The organism is Arthrobacter sp. 10L430 (genome assembly GCF_056395245.1).
In genome coordinates, this window is sequence record NZ_JBFTJD010000007.1 from 99,545 (window position 1) to 115,658 (window position 16,114).

Below are 16,114 nucleotides of genomic sequence, written 5' to 3' on the forward strand. Positions count from 1 at the left end.
TATGCCGCTGGCGCTGGACGGCGCCTAAGGAATGACGATATGACCGTACCCGCCTCATCCATCTCCGACTTTACTGAATATCTCGCTGCCGGCGTATTTGTGCATTGTGGTGACGCTTGGAGTTATCTCGGCCGGGCCCTCGACGCACTATTGCGCGGCGACCTGCATGCGGCTGTACACATGACGTATTATGCCGAGCTTCGCGGCGCAATGTCACTTCTTTGGGCGGAAGGAATTTACGTAGGCGACTACTACAGTTGTGCCCTTGATTCAAACGGAGACACAGTTTTTATCAGTGAACTCGGGACTCATCAAGCGATCTGGAAATGTTTAGACGCATGGAGCGGATTAACACGGTCCCAAAGCATGATTGGGATGCTGATTCGGCCAGGTGGCGTGGCCTTGGAGGAATGGCTGAGTAGTCTTCCGGGCGGGTCGGGGAGTCCTTTTGTCTCGAATCTACTCGCCAGAATGAAATTCGACCTAGAGTCTTTTTCGGATGATAGGATTCGCAGGAACGCCGCGAGTTACAACCCGTCCCGGATCAAGCCGGAGGATTTAGATGCCGCTGTAATCAAGCGAATTATTCGGAATATTTGGTCTGCCTTGGAGCCTGATGCCAAAGGGACTTTTCCTGTACTGGATCGGCTATTATTGCGGGACGTCCTCATTTCTGATTACGGTTCCAAACACAAGTTCTTGGACGCCGATGGCGAACCGACAGACGACACTGATTGGAGCCGCTGGGCTTCCTGGCTTAGAAATGCCGTTCCGACTCAGATATACGGAACCTCATTATATGAGGAACTCCTGAGTGCATCGAGCGAAAGCGATTCGCATTCGTTTTTGGCGGCTGCTTACCGAGAGCAGTCGACGAGCCAAGGACCAAGAGCGTATGTCGAAGGCATGCTTCTAAGAACTACGGTTCTTCTCCGGCTGGCTACCGGTGCCTCTCTCGCTCTGCTTAAGGACTCGGGGTTGGACGACGCTGACATTGTGCCCTGGGCGGAGTCGCTAAGTGAAGTTCGTGGGCTCTGGCCCATGAACGAGGGGCCGGATGACAAATTGGACCTCTGGGCAGATACAGAAGTTGCATTGGAGGCTTTAGGTGACGATGACAGCGTCGACGTGCACGGCCTGCTGGCTAAAGTGGCGCAACATATCCCGACATTAGGACAGGCCGAGCGTGTCGTGGCTTGGAACTTTGCGTAGTGAGCGAGCTGGTTGCGGCAGAATGCTGCTTAGGCGCATTGCCGAATCGGCAAGTCGACACAACTCAGCGCCTGTGCGGCCGCTGAACAAACCGGCTCAATTCACCTCCTACTCAGTCACAGGATGGTCGCCGTGTCCCTAGCTGAAGGCGTTGCAGTTACGGACACGACTACTTCTCTAGTCGCCCTGGCAGACGTATTGCCAGGGTTGGTTTCGGCTGTTTCTGACCCACAGCCGTCTTTTCTAGTGGAGGTTCTCTGACAAGCGAAGACAAACCCTTGGGGTCCCCGTATCCTTCCGGCTTACGTTCCTCCAGGCGTGATGCGTTGGTGAAAACTTGCCAAGTTGTTCCGTGCATTCGGGCCAACGTCGAGGAATTGTAGGCGTATCGCGGCCCCGATCCCGCGCACTTCGTATGGCTCCGGGAGCGCTTGGCCGTTGGGCAGCACGATAGGGTAGACCAGAGCCGTACCCGCGCCATGCCACAACGGTTGCTGTCGGTAGGCGGCCATCTGATAGACGTCCGATCGGGAAACTCGGATTTTCGGGCCGCTGTCGCCAACTGTTAGGGTGTCATCTTCGCTGCTGACGATTTTCAAAGACTCCTTATACTTCGCGTCGAACAACATCACACCGCCCGCTCCCCGCAGCACGTAATCAGGATCGATCTTTGAAGAAGTAAGCCTTCTCGCAGAGCCGTTGTAAATCGATGCGCTTGGGCGTACCGACTTGTCGACGGTGTAATCTTCTGAAGCTTCAAGAATGCCACGCAAGGCTTCCTGAAACAGCGCAGGCATAGACCACAAGAATGAACTGACTTGATTTGTACCCGCCTGAGCTCCGAGCTGCCGGCCGCCAAGCAGATCGGCGGTGGTTTGCAGTAAGGAGGCGTAGTGTCGTTCGGGCCCACGAATTGATGTGGCTCGAAGTTCCCTAGGGCCAATGAGCGTATCGGTAACCCCTGCGAACATCGGTAAGGCAGCATTCACTGCCCTCTTGACGGCTTTTCCTGCAGCCGGGACAGGCAGCACCGATGAGAGTTTGGCGACTTCTCTGAGTCCGGCTTTCAAAAGTCGGTTGTTCGCTGTGTCAATAGTTCGTTCCGTAACCACGCATGGAATGTCGGCATTGCGCGCTGTTGGGAGGCTCTGTGTAACATATCTCGGAACTAGGAAACGCCCTCGCACCTGACCAGTAAGAACGGTTTCCTTTGTCCGATAGCTCCGCCGCAGCCACCGGGTTGCGAACTCTGTAAGGGTGTCGACGTACCAAATTAGTAAAGCCGCAATGGGATCCGAGTAGGCGTTGTCGATGCCCACTTTTGCACTTTTTAGTTGCCGCAGAACTGCGCCGCGCTGTCCGTATGCATGTTCGGCTAAGAACAGCACGTCGGCGCCAGTCAGCTTCGGTTCTATTACTACGGTCAGGTCGAGTCCTGCGCTTCGATACCGGGCTATTCCTGACAGCGCCTCGGCCCTTAGGCGCCAGCCAGCATCCTTGGGATGGCGAACGGCAGTGATTGATAGCTCGTTCCAGAATGACTCGTCAACAAGCTGGATCAGTTCATCATCAACTATGGCCGTTTCGTACTCCTGGAGCCTTAGGGTTTCAACTCGCATTGGCTTCCAGCTCGGCTGCTTGAGTTTCGCGCGGATTAGCGTCTAGTAGGATGAGCTTCTCAATCACTGCGGTGCATTTCAGCCCAGACGACTCGTCATCTAGTCCCAGAATGCTCTTGAACTTGTCCAAGGCGGCGGGCTCCACCTCTCCTTCTAGAGTGTATTCGGAGAGCAGAGGAAGGACTTCGTAAATCAAGCTGTCAGCAAGGCCGGCTATGACATCAGCCTCGTTCTTTGCGGAGCTGTCTGGCATAAAATAGGACGGCCCAACCTGGATGCCGATCGTTGCCCCCGCGACCAACTCTTCCACCAAGGAGAAAAGTTGCACTGCTATCCCCTTTGCCCGACTTGTCTTGTAATTGAGGCTAGACCTGATGGGTGCATCTGACGCTGGCACATCAAGGAAGACGAACCGACGACGGAGTGCGTAGTCGATAACGGCGATGGATCGGTCTGCTGTGTTCATTGTTCCAATGATCTGCAACGATTTGGGTACGGCGATGGACGTACTTCCGTCGACGGAATAGGGCGTAGCCACTGGCTCGTCCCGATACTCGAGTGCATAGAGGAGCTCACCGAAGATCGCCGGGATGTTTCCACGGTTCAGTTCATCTAGGACTAGGATCAATTCTGTGCTCTCGCCCCGTCTTTCAAGCTCGATGCCTAGAGCACTCATGAAGCTCAAGATTCGATGCTTCGGAGTGAACGTGACGCCTCCCGCCACCGGTTCCGCTACCAATGCACGAACGAAGTCCGTATATTCGTAGCTGGGATGTATCTGAACGATCTCCCATACCGCGCTAAGCCCGCGTCGCACGATTTCGTCAGCCACTTTCTCCACGGTTCTCTCATGCAGGGGAACCCTATCGAGAATGCGCTGCAGGTGCCCTTGGTCTCTCCGGTCGCCTGTCGCCCAAGAGATATATGACTTCGCCAGATAGGTTTTGCCGGTACCAGGAGGCCCTTGGAGAACCACTTGTCCCTTGCGGCTGAGTTGAGAGCGCAGCTCTGACAAAGCGACGGGCAGATCGGCCCGTGGGACTGGCGGCGTCGCTGGTGGCGGATTCGCTGCGCTGCGGAACTCATTGCGCGAGAGACTAAGCCAATGATTGGCTCCAACTGATAGTGCGAAATCAAGAACGCCGCCGTCCTGGGGGCGGAACCATGATTTCCATGCCCAGGCGCGTTCACGAATAAGTGACAGTAGACCCGGCACGGCGTATGCCGTAGGTCGGAAATACTCTACACCGGTAACACTGCCACCATTCCTAGCAAGCACCAGAAGTTTGCACGTCTCCAGGTAGGAAAGAATGTTGGTCGTCGGTTTGGGGTTGTCCGGCGGGGTGATGTTCAGTTGAACCAGGCGGGTTTGGAGTTCATTGCGGTTCACCATAGCCGGAATGATGCGGCCGTCCGAATCGGTTAGGTGCTCCCGAACCACCATCTCAAACCGGGAGTCGGCCAGCAAGTGCGCACACCAGACGAGAAGATGTGCATCGGGGCGGTTATTCCGGGCAGCCCGTAACAGCTCATCGTCCAAAAGAATCTGACCAGCTGCCCTGTCGGACTTTTCAAGTTTCGGCTCGTATGTGAAGAGATCATTCCACAGCTCCTTGATCGCCCCAGCGTCTTCGAGCTTTGCCTCAACGCCCCTGGCCGTGTCGACGCCCGGAACAAGTTCCTTCAGGAGTTCGATAAACTCTTCAACTTTGAAAAACTTCGTCAACGAGACAACGCCCGGAGATTCGATCGGTGGCATTAGACTCTCCAGGTAGGCGGCATGCGTAGTAATTTGGTCGTCTTCAACCTAATACTACAGAGGCAGAGGGAAGTATTCGAGCCAAGGGGACGGCTCTGCGAACGCACCTGGGCAACATTCGTAATTGATCGAACATGTGTGCCCTTAGGACTCACGCCGATCCGTAAATGTGTCGGGAGGTAACGGTCAATTTCGAAATTAACGTCCCATTACTAGTTGCATCAAAGAAACGCGACTGACCTTACATGTTGTCGCCCGCGGGCATCGAGATCGCTCGAAATATCTTCTCGTTATGGTAATCAATACTTGTCTGCGACAGACTGTGCCCTTCGATCTGGCGAAGACTTTTCAGCACAAGTCTCATCAAGCCCATATCCATCTCTGCGTGATGGTTGGGGCACAGTATAAGGATGTTCGACAACGTATCCGGGCCTTTGTGTACACCACCGAGGGGTATTATGTGGTGTGCTTCAGCGTATCTTTTGCCGTCTTTCATTTCGATCGTGTAACCACACACCTGGCAACGGCTCCGGTGAAGTAGTTTGATCTGTCTCGCGAGCTTAGTGTCGCGCAGAATTCGATAAGTTTCTGTTCGCACTCGGCCCGGAGACGCGCTTCCTGTTGCTGTTACCCCGGACCCGCTCTCACCGGAGTCCACGAGATCAAAAGTTGCTAGATCCGGAGGTATCTCACTTGACGGCGTCGTCACCTCTGCTAATTCTCGTAGCCCCCAGATACCTTTTCCAATTCCTTCAACAGCGAAGAATAAGTCCAGACCCCTGCTGTTAGCGGAAAATGCGCGGGAGTCTGATGAACTTTTTTGAATGGTTCGTCTTACAATTTCTTGCCACGCTGGCGGCAGTTCGGATTCCCGCGAGTTTTCGATTTCTTTATACAGTTCTGCATATGTGGCAGTGCCGCCCAGGTGCCGCAGGGTGCTTACTATCTCCTCAAGCCACGTTTTTGTCAACTGAATAGCCCCTTCTCGAGCGCCCCTGATTTTGGCTCCGACCGTGTCTATTATGCACGTACAAACAGCCGCCCTGCCGCGTGCTGCACAGCGCACCCTGTTGGCAGGGCTGAGAAGTTATAACTTGTTACTTAAACTCGCCTGGGACGCCGATCAAGCCGTTCCGCGCCAGAGATAAGTTGCAGTCCACGTCGGAGACTTGCACACGGCCCTGGTCCAGCTTGGACGAGTCAGCCAGCACATACACAACATTCCCGCAGCGGGCAATGAGTTCCTTGAGGCGGGTCTGGGCGTGGTATCCCTCCTCGGTGCCCTCAGTCTCGGCCACTTCCTGCGTGGCACCGATGCCCGTCCCCTGGGGGCGCGGATTCTGAGGCAGCGGCTCGCTTTTCCTCATGCCCCTCCGACACCGGGATCGCCCAACTTAGGCCGCTACGACGGCGCAGTGTAGTTCCAGTCCATGTAGCAATGCAGGACTTAGATCACGCGGTGGGCCAGTGGCTTCTTTAGTTGAGACTTGTAGTCCGGAAGTGCGCGCCCAACGTACACTCCGGATATGACTTCTCGGGGGACCAGGAAGGCCCCGATCTGGTTGATCGTGGTTCTATCCTTTATTGCAATTGCCGTTGCGGCCGGAGCCATCGCTGCTGGCGTGGTTGAGGCGGGTATGAAGTCCCCGATTGGGGCGGTGCCAACAGCACCAGCGAAGCAACCCGCGTTGTTGACCACCTATCCTGTCCAGCCACCGACGGCTACAGCAACCAGAAGCGACGCAGCAGCCTCACCTGCTCCTACGGCACGGATTGAGACGGCAGAAGTTGTCGCCACCGTGCCCGATGTAGGCCAGACCCTGCAGGCTTCAGTCCCCGCGCAGCAGCAAGAGCACCGTCCTGCCCAGACCTCGCAGCAGCCGATGTGCCCGTCCGGAACGGTGATCTCGGGCCTGAGCTACGTGACGGTGACAGGGGAGCGGGAGTGGATGGTGGGTACTCTTCTCGATCTCGTTGGTCATGGTGTCATCAGTAACGGCACCACGGCACCGGTGAACATCCCTCTGTATTTGCCATATATCCCAGGGTTGGACGCCACCGGCCGACTCACCATGAATTCCTTCTCCGGCGACTTTGACTACACCCCGCCGCCCGGACAGCCTAGGCATGCGACAATTTCCCTTGCGCCTGGGCAAAGTATCACCTACACCTTCGTCGCGAAGGAGGTAACATCCAAAACAGTGTCCGCGACAGTGGCCTGGTACAGCAACCCCGAATTTTCTGTCTCGGGATTCTCAGATATCCCGTCCACAATGTTTTGTCCTGGTCCTGCGGTTTCGTCGCCACCTGGCGGGGCGAGCATCATGAATACGTACGTGCCTCAGGGCCAGTAGGCGCACCCATAGCGAGTGTCGCCGGCGTGCCCTACAAGTCCAGTCGGAAGACCCACAGCAGCACATCCCCGCCGGGCACGTACCAGTCACGGTCCGGAACCCTGCGGAAGCCCAAGGATTCGTAAAGGCCGTGGGCCCGTTCCATAAACGTCGCACTGGTAATGCTGATGGCCCGGATCGCCGGCAACGACTGCGCGTGTTTGATGATCCGGCGGACAACGGCACGCCCAATCCCGCCGCCTTGAACAGCAGGATCAACTGCGAGCATCCGGAACTCGAGCTCTTTTTCCATCGCGATCTCGCTGTACGGCTGGCCCGCGAAGGTAACCGTCACCGCCGCGACCACCGCGCCGGCGGCTTCGGCCACCCACACCTCGGCATTCTCGGCCCGATGCTCCACCTCGTCGAGCACACTCATGTACGGGTGGTCGGCGTCGAAATGCCCGGCATGGAGATACGCCTCCCGGGTGATTCTCCGAACCTCTGAATATTCGGCGGGCGTTGCCGGCCTGAAAACCAGGTTCATGGCGCAGCAACCTCGGCTCCAGCCACTCGGGCAACGTACTCCTCCAGCGGAGCCAGGGACGGCTGTGATGACGTATCGCCCACAGCATCCGCACCCACCGCATTGGCCAAGGCCAGCGCCGTGGATTGGTCGAGCCCGGCCCGCAGCGCCAGGACCAGGGCCGCGCAAAACGCGTCGCCCGCGCCGATGGTGTTCGCCACCGTCACGGCAGCAACCGGCGCCTCGGCCACCCTCCGCCCGTACTCGAACATCGCGGACCCGTCCTTCCCGTACGTCACGGCAACCAGCTTCGCGTCTGCCAGCGCCGGGATCAGCTCGTACTCGGTCTCGTTGACGATCACCAGATCGCAGCGCTCCAGCAGCTCCGCCGGCAGGTCCATCGCCGGGGCCGCGTTCAGCACGAAGAATCCGGCGGAACGCCGGGCGGCCTCCAGCACCACCGGCAGGCCGACCTCGAGCTGGCACAGCACCGTCTCGTCCGGCGTAAACTCCACGCCCTCCAACGAAAACGCAGCGTTCGCCCCCGGACACACCACGATCTGGTTTTCGCCGTCGCCGTCCACCACGATCAGCGCGGTACCCGTCGCGCCGCCGTCGAGCACTGCCACATCAGTGGTGTTTACTCCCGCTCCGGAAAGTGACTCCAGCATCAGGCGGCCGGAGGCGTCATCGCCCACCGCCCCGATCATCCGGGCGCTGGCGCCCAGGCGGGCGGCCGCCACCGCCTGGTTGGCCCCCTTGCCGCCCGGCTGCTGCTGGAGAACACCGCCGCCGAGGGTCTCGCCGGCGGTGGGGAGCCGGTCCGCGGAGGCGATGATGTCGAGGTTGATGCTGCCGACGACGGTGACGGCAGGAAGTCGAGTGCTCATGGGAAGTCCTATCGGGTGAAGCCAGGGCGGCTGAATTAGAAGATAGTGTACGCCATGGTTGTACTTGTTCGTCATACATGGTTGTATAACAACTCACATCCCAAAGGCAGGACCCCGCCTGCAGAACAAAGGAGTTTGATGTGAACAGCCCAGCCCCGGTCACCACCTCGCCGCCAGCCGTCGCCGGCAACGAAACAAGCGCGGACCAGCCACAGTTCGCCGGCCGCCGTGCGGCCCTCCTCATTTCCACGCTGCTGCTCGGCGTGCTGTCCTTCCAGCTCAACGCCAGCATGGTCACCCCGGCCCTGCCCCAGATCGCCGCCAGCTTCGGCCTAAACGCCGACAGCGCCGCCCCTGTGCAGTCCATGTTCTTCCTCGCCGGTGCCATCGCCGGCCCGGTGATCGGACGGTGGAGCGACTTCATCGGCCGCCGCGCCGCGCTGCTGCTGGTCCTCGGCATCATGGGCGCCGGAACCCTTCTCTGCATCGCGGCCCCGACGCTGCCTGTGCTCGTCGCCGGGAGGTTCCTCCAGGGAGTCTCCAGCGCGGTCTTCGCCCTCGCGTACATCGTCCTTAGCGAGAACCTGCACGCCCGCCTCTTCGGCACCTCCGTCGGCGTCATCGCCGCCATCAACGGGGGAGTGGGCGGCGTGGACGGCTACGTCGGCGGCCTCATGGCCGAGACCCTCGGCTTCCGGTCCATCTTCGTCGTCGTTGTGGTGCTGACCGCCGTCGCCGCCGGCTGCATCCTCAAAACCGTCCCGAAGGGACGGCCCCAGGGCGTCCGCGGCGCTATGGACTGGTGGGGCGCGGGCTCGCTCTCGGTGTTCCTCGTCTTCATCACCTACTTCGTCTCCGGCGGATCGGCCGCCGGCTGGACCGCCCCCAGCACCCTGGGCCTGCTGGCCGGCACCGTCGCGTCCTTCGCCGCCTTCTGGACGATCGAGAAGAAGCGCAGCCACCCCCTGATCGCCGTCCACCACCTGCGCTCCCGCCAGGTCTGGCCCGTCATCGCGACCACCGTACTGACCCTGGCCGGCATCTTCGCCGTCATCAACTTCACCGTGGTCCTGCTCAGCCAGGACATCCACGAGGGCTTCGGGTTCAGCGCATCCGTCTCCGCCCTGCTGTTCCTGACGCCGGCCGCGCTCATCGGCGTCTTCGCCGCTCCGCTCGCCGGCTGGCTCGCCGACCGCCGCGGCTGGATCAAGACCCTCCGCGCCGGAACCGGGCTGAGCCTGGGCTGCGCCATCGCCACCGCCACGTTCGCCGACAACCAGGTAGCCGTGATGATCGCCGTCGCATCCCTCGGCATCTTCTACAACGGCTTCTTCCTGACCGCCATCAACGGACTCTCCGTCCTGCTCTCGCCCAAGGAAGCCCCGGCCGCCCTGCCCGGCATCAACGGAGCCTCCTTCGGCATCGGGGCGAGCCTCGGCGTCGTGCTCGTGGCACCGTTCGCCGCGCAGGCCACCTCCGCCGGCTACGCCACGGCGCTCTGGATCTCGGTGGCCATCACGGCGGCAGCGTTCATCGTCAGCCTCTTCGTCGCCGCCCCCAAGGGCGAATCCCTCTGACGTCCCATCCCAAACCCAGCACCAACGAAACGAGAACCACCGCAATGACCACACCCACCAGCCACCCGTTCTACCTCGACTGCGACACCGGCATCGACGACGCCCTCGCCCTGGCCTACCTGCTCGCCTCCCCGCAGGCGGACGTGCGGGGGATCGGCACCGTCAGCGGCAACGTCAGTGCCGCCGTCGGCGCCCGGAACACCCTGGACCTGCTCCAGCTCGCCGGCCACGCGCACATCCCCGTCGCACTCGGAGCCCACAACCCGCAGACCGGCACGTTCCGCGGCGGGGCGCCGCACGTCCACGGCGCCAACGGCATCGGCGAGGTCTCGCTTTCGACGGCGGCTGCCGGGCTGGCAGCGGAAACCGCGGCGGAAATGCTGGTGCGGCTCGCCCACGAACACCCCGGCACGCTGCGGGTCCTGGCCATCGGCCCGCTCACCAACATTGCCGAGGCCCTGCGGCTGGAACCGGAGCTGCCCCGGCTGGTGGAGGAGATCACCATCATGGGCGGGGCTGCGCTGGCCCCCGGCAACATCACGGCGGTGGCGGAGGCGAACATCGCCAACGACCCCGAGGCCGCCGCGGATGTCCTCGCCGCCGACTGGAACATCACCCTGGTGCCGCTGGACGTGACCATGTCCAACGTGCTGGAGGAAAGCCACCGGCAGGAGCTGCTGGCCGCCGGCCACCCGGTTCCGCAGGCGCTGGGGGAGATGCTCGGCTACTACTTCCGGTTCTACGAGGGCATCTTCGGCCGGGCCTGCTCGGCCATGCACGACCCCCTCGCGGCGGCGCTCGCGGTGGGCGGCGTCACGGCCGCCGTCGCCCCGCTGGTGCGTGTCGACGTCGACACCACCGACGGCCCCGGCCGCGGCCAGACCGTCTGCGACCTCCGCGGACTCTACCTGGACTACCCGGAACAGCCCGGCGCCCGCTGCCGGGTGGTGCTGGCGCTCGACGGCGACTTCGCGCCGCACCTGGTGGGGACGCTGCTCTCCTTCTCTGAAAGTACGACGGCGGCGCTCGCCTCCGCGGTCACGTCACCGGCCTGAGCATGTTATCCGAGGCGAAGCCCCGGTATGCCGGGTCGTGCAGGCGCCCCGCCAGTACGTGCGGGGCGCCTGCTTTGGTATCAACGCTGACGCTTATGCCTGTGCTCCCACTAGGTGGCCGGCCGTGAGGGGCAAGCGCTGCCCGTTGATCTGTTCCGCCTCCAGGTCGAAGATCTGCTGTACAGCGTCGGCAAGGACACTGACATCGGTGAAGCCCGGAAATTTCCGTTCCGGCTGGGCTGCGCGCATCCGGTCATCGACCAGGGCCTTGACGACGAAGACCAGGGCGGCTGAGTGCTGGGCGGAGTGGGGGCTTTCGTTTCCTCCCTGCAGGTGCCGGAATCCGTCGGCCACGGCCAGGGTCCATGCCTCAGCGGCGGACTTGACGGCGGCATAGGCGGCGCCGTCCGCTGTCGGCGAGGAAGCGGACTGTGCGGAAACGATGGCCAGGCGACCCACAGGGGAGGTCGCCAAGTCATGGTAAAACGCGCGACTGGTGTTCCTCAGGGTGGTGAGGACGCTGGTGTGCAGGAAGTCCCAGTCTTCATCCGTCTGGCCTTTAATGCCGGTACCGCCTCGCCACCCTCCTACAAGATGGATAAGGCCGTCCACGGGACCCAGATCGTTCCGGACAGACGTCGCCAAGTCCTCAACGGCTTGCAGGTCCGCGAGGTTGCAGACATAGCCCGTGACGTTGCAGTACGCTGCCGAGAGCTCCTGCACTCGGTCCTCAAGAATGTCCACGGCGGCCACGCGTGCCCCTGCTTGCGAGAGGGTGCGGACTACCGCGACGCCGGCAGCGCTTGTCGAACCGGCTACGACGACCGTACGGCCCGAGAGGTCCTGGCTCATGCGCCCGCCTCGCCCTCAGTCTTCACAGGGCTCTTACCGGTGATCCCGGCAGTTGATTCAATGACCGAGGACATCTTCTTCTCCAGTGCCTCGTAGAACATCGACAGGGGGAATTCGTCATCAAGGATCTGGTCCGTCAGACCCCGGGGAGGGCCTTCGAGCGGAAGGGCCTCCGGTCCCTTGGCCCACGCGGAGGCCGGGTGGGGGGTGAGGGTTTCCGAGACGAGCTCGTAGGCAGCCAGCCAGTGTGCGGTCTTCGGCCGGTCGATTGAACGCCAGTAGAGTTCCTCGATGCGGAGACCCAGCTCGACGACCACGCCGGCGACGTCCTTCCAGTCGATGCTCAGCTTTCCATCGGTCCAGTGCAGGACCCGGTGCTGGTGCATCCAGGCGAACAGCAATTGGCCGCCCACGGCGTCGTAGTTACGGACCCGGTTCCCGGTAATCGCGAAGCGGAAAATGCGGTCGAAGATCACGGCGTACTGGACCAGCTTGGCGTGCTTGCGGGCGTCCTCGGAAGCCGTTTCGTCCCGCTCGATGAGGACTGATTCGCGGAAGGCGGTCAGGTCACAGCGGAGCTCCTCCAGGGAGTACAGGAAATACGGCATCCGCTGCTTGATCATGAACGGGTCAAAGGGCAGGTCACCGCGCATGTGGGTCCGGTCATGGATCAGATCCCACATCACGAAGGTCTTCTCCGTAAGGTGCTGGTCGTCGATGAATTCCGCGGCGTCAGCCGGCAGGTCCAGGGAAGTGATGTCGGCAGCAGCTTTTAGGACGCGACGGAACCGGGCAGCTTCGCGGTCCGCGAAAATGCCTCCCCAAGTGAAGGAGGGGGTGCTCCGGACCGCAACGCTCTCGGGGAAGAGAACTGCGGAGTTCGTGTCATAACCGGGCGTGAAATCGACGAAGCTGATGGGGACGAACAGCTTGTTGGAGTAGTTTGCTGCCTCCAGTTCAGCGACGAAAGAAGGCCAAATGACCTCGATGAGGACGGCCTCGAAGTAGCGGTTGGTGCTGCCGTTCTGCGTGTACATGGGGAACACAACCAGGTGCGGCAGCCCATCGATGCGCCACTGCTCGGGGTGGAAGGCTACCAATGAGTCGAGGAAATCCGGTACGACGAAGCCCTCGGACGCCCACCGCTGGAAGTCCTGCACAAGCAGTTCAAGGTAGTCCGAGTCGTGGGGGAGGTGGGGGCGCAGCTCGTTGATTGAGTCAGTAATGATGCCGACATTCTGGCGGGCCTGGTCGTGGTCAGCGGGTTCCGGAACGGAACCGTCCTGCACTTGAACCTGCTGCAGTCCGATGACGGCTGCCTTCAGTGCCTGCCATGCCGGGAGCGCCTTGAGGTCTTCTGCCCGGGTGGTTATCACTTCCGGGTTTGCGATTACAGACATGCTCGTTCCTTCCGTTGAGGGGATTCCTGAAGAAGCTAGCAGTGCGTAAGCATTCGTGAAGGATCCTTTCCTCATGCATAAGAAATACTTTTGCTCGGGGCCGGCTCCTCACCGCTATGCCTGCGCTTGACCTTAAGGTCGGGTGTCTTTGGGACTTCTTGTGCATCTTTACCCCTGGCATCATTCGCCTAACGCCGGCCACCGGCCATAGCAGATCGTCAGAGCTGCTTACTTACCGAGCGAAATCAAATCAGGAACTCTTACGCTCAAATCGGGTAACCCATGCCTATGCGTAAGGACTTGACCCGTCGGACGTGCAACATTCGCCACGCCAAAGGTCGCTTCCATCACGTGTGTTAGCTTGATCACCATCCTTCCCGGCCCGGGGGCTCCGGAAGGCTTAAATCCACCGCAGCTACCTTTTCGGAGGCACCATGGGACTTGGCTCCCACACGCAAATAATTGATCGGGCTATTGCTCCCGGCACCCCTGAAACCGCTCTTTGCTCCGGTTCAGGACTGTTTCTTAGCTCGGGGTCCACCACCGCGCAGGCAGGACCACGCGGGAACGCTATGGCCTACCTGCTCGACACAGCAGTCGCAGAAGCCTGCACCGGTCGAGCCGCTGGTGGCACCGGGAACCCGACCCGGCTCGCATTGATACCCCTTGGCGGTGTTGCATGACACCAACGAGCGGAACTGCCGTAGACATCAAACCCCAGGAAACAGCACAACAGGGGCCCTCCCTTGCGATAGGGGCAGATCGCGCTTCCGGCGAAACCACCAACGAACTCAAGCGCGGGCTAAACAACCGCCACCTGCAGATGATTGCTATCGGCGGTGCGATCGGTACCGGGCTGTTCGTGGCCTCGGGCAGTACCATTGCCCAGGCGGGTCCCGGCGGTGCGTTGGTCGCCTATGCGCTGGTCGGGCTGATGGTATTCCTGTTGATGCAGTCACTGGGCGAGATGGCGGCCAAAATTCCGGTCGCCGGTTCTTTCCAGTCCTTTGCCGCCCGTTTCGTCTCCCCGTCCTTTGGGTTCGCGATCGGCTGGAACTATTGGTTCAACTGGGCCATCACGGTGGCCGCCGAGCTGGTCGCGGCCGGGATCATCATGGACTTCTGGTTCCCGGGGGTCCCGGGATGGGTGTGGGCCGGGATCTTCCTGCTGGTGTTGACCGGGCTCAATGCCCTCTCGGCGAAGTCCTTTGGTGAGTCGGAGTTCTGGCTCTCCCTGGTCAAGGTCAGCGCAGTGGTGCTCTTCCTGATCGCCGGCGTGCTGATGATTTTCGGCATCCTCGGGGATAACTCTCCGGGACTGAGCAACTGGGAAAACCGCGATGACGTGTTCCACGGGGGTTGGGTCTCGATCATCTCGGTCTTCATGGTTGCCGGGTTCTCCTTCCAGGGCACCGAGCTCGTGGGAGTCGCTGCAGGCGAAGCCAAGAACCCGCGTCGCGAAGTGCCGAAGGCTATCCGCACTGTCTTCTGGCGCATCATGCTTTTCTACATTGGTGCCATCTTTATCATCGGCTGCCTGATCCCGTTCACCGATCCGAGCCTGCTGGCCTCCGGCGAGTCCGATATTGCAGCGTCGCCGTTTTCCCTGGTCTTCTCGCGCGCCGGAATCGCCTTCGCAGCGGCCTTGATGAACGCCGTGATCCTGACCGCAATCCTGTCCGCGGGCAACTCCGGACTGTATGCCTCCACCCGGATGCTTTACGCCATGGCCCATGACGGCATGGCTCCGAAGATCTTCGGCCGGACCAATGCGCGTGGTGTGCCGATCCCGGCGTTGCTGGCGACCGCGGCCGTGGGACTCTTCGGGTTCCTCTCCGCGATCGTCGGTCAGGGCGCGGCCTACTCTTGGCTGCTGAACATGTCAGGCCTGTGCGGCTTCATCGTCTGGGCGGGAACCGCGGTCTCCCACTATCGTTTCAGGCGCGGCTTCCTGGCCCAGGGAAACAAAGTCAGCGACCTGCCATACAAAGCATCGCTGTTCCCCATTGGCCCACTGCTGGCCTTCGCCCTGCTGATACTGGTAATCGCGGGACAGAACTACGAGGCTGTGCTTGCCGGACGGACCATGGAGGTGCTTTCCTCCTACATCGGGTTGCCAGTCTTCATCGTTCTATGGCTGGCTCACCGCTTCATCACCAAGTCCAAAGTGGTGCCGCTGCTCGAGATGGATCTCACGGCACCTAAGGACCTCGAGGACGAACCTAGGGGCGGCACCCACTAACCATGCTGCGCGGGCTACCCCACGCATTGCGGGGCCCGCGGTAGCCGAGGCCAGAAGGGCTAGAACGGGGGATCTAGACCAGAAGGGGGAAGCCGGGTGAGAATTGCACCCGGCTTCGCTCTTCCCCCAGGTCAATAACGCCCGATATCTCTAGTCGTCTGCGGGCTGTCCGTCATGTAGTTCACGGGGGTTTGGGGCTCTGGTTGCTTCGTTGTGGATGGGTTAGCGTCTTGTCCGTCCACGAGGCAGCTGACGGGAGCGGCGATGCGGGTATCGAAGGTGTTGGATCCGGCAAGCAATGCGGTGTCTTTCACTCTGATAAGCCAGATCGGAGTGGTGGAGCCGGCGGAGCGGTATCTGCGGTATCCGCGGTATCTGGCTGATACCGAGCGGTCACCGAACATGATCAAGGCCCACGCCCACGCCCACGATTTGAAGGACTGGTTCGTCTTCCTGGACGAATACGGACGTGACTGGCAGTCCGTGAAGCTGGAAGACGTCGGATCGTTCATCCGGTGGCTGCGGCGTCCGCCCGACATGCGCGGCCATGTCTTTTCGGTGCTTCCGGCGATCGGGCACCATTGCGGCGAGGCAACGGTGAACCGCAAGCTTTCCACCGTATCGGTCTTCTATCAACACGCCGCCCGCC

General features: G+C 60.9%; 12 protein-coding genes and 2 pseudogenes. 6 read left to right on the top strand and 8 right to left on the bottom strand.

Going from position 1 to position 16,114, the window contains the following annotated elements:
* Positions 1–39 precede the first annotated feature (39 nt).
* Positions 40–1,212 (top strand): hypothetical protein, encoded by a 1,173-nt coding sequence (locus AC1DDG_RS09760; protein WP_476875929.1) that lies wholly within the window; start codon positions 40–42, stop codon positions 1,210–1,212.
* 302 nt (positions 1,213–1,514) lie between these two features.
* On the opposite strand, the gene AC1DDG_RS09765 is transcribed toward AC1DDG_RS09760, so the two are convergent.
* From AC1DDG_RS09765 to AC1DDG_RS09780, 4 genes and pseudogenes are all read right to left on the bottom strand, one after another.
* The gene (locus AC1DDG_RS09765) at positions 1,515–2,831 is read right to left on the bottom strand and encodes a 5-methylcytosine restriction system specificity protein McrC (RefSeq protein WP_476875930.1); all 1,317 of its coding nucleotides are present in this window, start codon (positions 2,829–2,831) and stop codon (positions 1,515–1,517) included.
* Positions 2,821–4,590 carry an McrB family protein gene (locus AC1DDG_RS09770; protein ID WP_476875931.1) on the bottom strand — a complete coding sequence of 590 codons (1,770 nt, stop codon included), beginning with the start codon at positions 4,588–4,590 and terminating at the stop codon, positions 2,821–2,823. Before AC1DDG_RS09770 ends, AC1DDG_RS09765 begins: the two co-directional genes overlap by 11 nt.
* A gap of 241 nt (positions 4,591–4,831) precedes the next feature.
* The gene (locus AC1DDG_RS09775; RefSeq protein WP_476875932.1) at positions 4,832–5,560 is read right to left on the bottom strand and encodes an HNH endonuclease; all 729 of its coding nucleotides are present in this window, start codon (positions 5,558–5,560) and stop codon (positions 4,832–4,834) included.
* A gap of 217 nt (positions 5,561–5,777) precedes the next feature.
* A pseudogene (locus AC1DDG_RS09780) lies at positions 5,778–5,864 on the bottom strand (DeoR/GlpR family DNA-binding transcription regulator); the annotation flags it as partial.
* Positions 5,865–6,116: 252 nt separating this feature from the next.
* On the opposite strand from AC1DDG_RS09780, the gene AC1DDG_RS09785 reads away from it, so the two are divergent.
* Positions 6,117–6,944 (top strand): hypothetical protein, encoded by an 828-nt coding sequence (locus AC1DDG_RS09785; protein ID WP_476875933.1) that lies wholly within the window; start codon positions 6,117–6,119, stop codon positions 6,942–6,944.
* 31 nt (positions 6,945–6,975) lie between these two features.
* Here the strand turns inward: AC1DDG_RS09785 and AC1DDG_RS09790 are convergent, their stop codons facing one another.
* Positions 6,976–7,470: a GNAT family N-acetyltransferase gene (locus AC1DDG_RS09790; protein ID WP_476875934.1), complete on the bottom strand. Its 495-nt coding sequence runs from the start codon at positions 7,468–7,470 to the stop codon at positions 6,976–6,978.
* Positions 7,467–8,339 (bottom strand): ribokinase, encoded by an 873-nt coding sequence (locus AC1DDG_RS09795; RefSeq protein ID WP_476875935.1) that lies wholly within the window; start codon positions 8,337–8,339, stop codon positions 7,467–7,469. The genes AC1DDG_RS09790 and AC1DDG_RS09795 overlap by 4 nt, the downstream gene beginning before the upstream one ends.
* A 140-nt stretch (positions 8,340–8,479) precedes the next feature.
* On the opposite strand from AC1DDG_RS09795, the gene AC1DDG_RS09800 reads away from it, so the two are divergent.
* Complete coding sequence (locus AC1DDG_RS09800) at positions 8,480–9,916, top strand: MFS transporter (protein ID WP_476875936.1); 1,437 nt, start codon at positions 8,480–8,482, stop codon at positions 9,914–9,916.
* Positions 9,917–9,960: 44 nt separating this feature from the next.
* Positions 9,961–10,971 (top strand): nucleoside hydrolase, encoded by a 1,011-nt coding sequence (locus AC1DDG_RS09805; RefSeq protein WP_476875937.1) that lies wholly within the window; start codon positions 9,961–9,963, stop codon positions 10,969–10,971.
* Positions 10,972–11,064: 93 nt separating this feature from the next.
* Here the strand turns inward: AC1DDG_RS09805 and AC1DDG_RS09810 are convergent, their stop codons facing one another.
* Both AC1DDG_RS09810 and AC1DDG_RS09815 read right to left on the bottom strand, forming a co-directional pair.
* Positions 11,065–11,823 carry an SDR family NAD(P)-dependent oxidoreductase gene (locus tag AC1DDG_RS09810; RefSeq protein ID WP_476875938.1) on the bottom strand — a complete coding sequence of 253 codons (759 nt, stop codon included), beginning with the start codon at positions 11,821–11,823 and terminating at the stop codon, positions 11,065–11,067.
* Positions 11,820–13,223 carry a DUF6421 family protein gene (locus AC1DDG_RS09815; protein WP_476875939.1) on the bottom strand — a complete coding sequence of 468 codons (1,404 nt, stop codon included), beginning with the start codon at positions 13,221–13,223 and terminating at the stop codon, positions 11,820–11,822. The genes AC1DDG_RS09810 and AC1DDG_RS09815 overlap by 4 nt, the downstream gene beginning before the upstream one ends.
* A gap of 679 nt (positions 13,224–13,902) precedes the next feature.
* On the opposite strand from AC1DDG_RS09815, the gene AC1DDG_RS09820 reads away from it, so the two are divergent.
* Both AC1DDG_RS09820 and AC1DDG_RS09825 read left to right on the top strand, forming a co-directional pair.
* Positions 13,903–15,465, top strand: a complete 1,563-nt coding sequence (locus tag AC1DDG_RS09820) for an amino acid permease (RefSeq protein ID WP_476875940.1) — start codon at positions 13,903–13,905, stop codon at positions 15,463–15,465.
* A 264-nt stretch (positions 15,466–15,729) separates the two neighbouring features.
* Positions 15,730–16,104: pseudogene (locus AC1DDG_RS09825) on the top strand (site-specific integrase); the annotation flags it as partial.
* Positions 16,105–16,114: the final 10 nt, after the last annotated feature.

Excerpts from the sequence above, each read along its gene's own strand:
- AC1DDG_RS09760 (WP_476875929.1), top strand. The coding sequence starts at position 40 with ATGACCGTACCCGCCTCATCCATCTCCGACTTTACTGAATATCTCGCT.
- AC1DDG_RS09765 (WP_476875930.1), bottom strand. The coding sequence starts at position 2,831 with ATGCGAGTTGAAACCCTAAGGCTCCAGGAGTACGAAACGGCCATAGTT.
- AC1DDG_RS09770 (WP_476875931.1), bottom strand. The coding sequence starts at position 4,590 with ATGCCACCGATCGAATCTCCGGGCGTTGTCTCGTTGACGAAGTTTTTC.
- AC1DDG_RS09785 (WP_476875933.1), top strand. The coding sequence starts at position 6,117 with ATGACTTCTCGGGGGACCAGGAAGGCCCCGATCTGGTTGATCGTGGTT.
- AC1DDG_RS09790 (WP_476875934.1), bottom strand. The coding sequence starts at position 7,470 with ATGAACCTGGTTTTCAGGCCGGCAACGCCCGCCGAATATTCAGAGGTT.
- AC1DDG_RS09795 (WP_476875935.1), bottom strand. The coding sequence starts at position 8,339 with ATGAGCACTCGACTTCCTGCCGTCACCGTCGTCGGCAGCATCAACCTC.
- AC1DDG_RS09805 (WP_476875937.1), top strand. The coding sequence starts at position 9,961 with ATGACCACACCCACCAGCCACCCGTTCTACCTCGACTGCGACACCGGC.
- AC1DDG_RS09810 (WP_476875938.1), bottom strand. The coding sequence starts at position 11,823 with ATGAGCCAGGACCTCTCGGGCCGTACGGTCGTCGTAGCCGGTTCGACA.
- AC1DDG_RS09815 (WP_476875939.1), bottom strand. The coding sequence starts at position 13,223 with ATGTCTGTAATCGCAAACCCGGAAGTGATAACCACCCGGGCAGAAGAC.
- AC1DDG_RS09820 (WP_476875940.1), top strand. The coding sequence starts at position 13,903 with ATGACACCAACGAGCGGAACTGCCGTAGACATCAAACCCCAGGAAACA.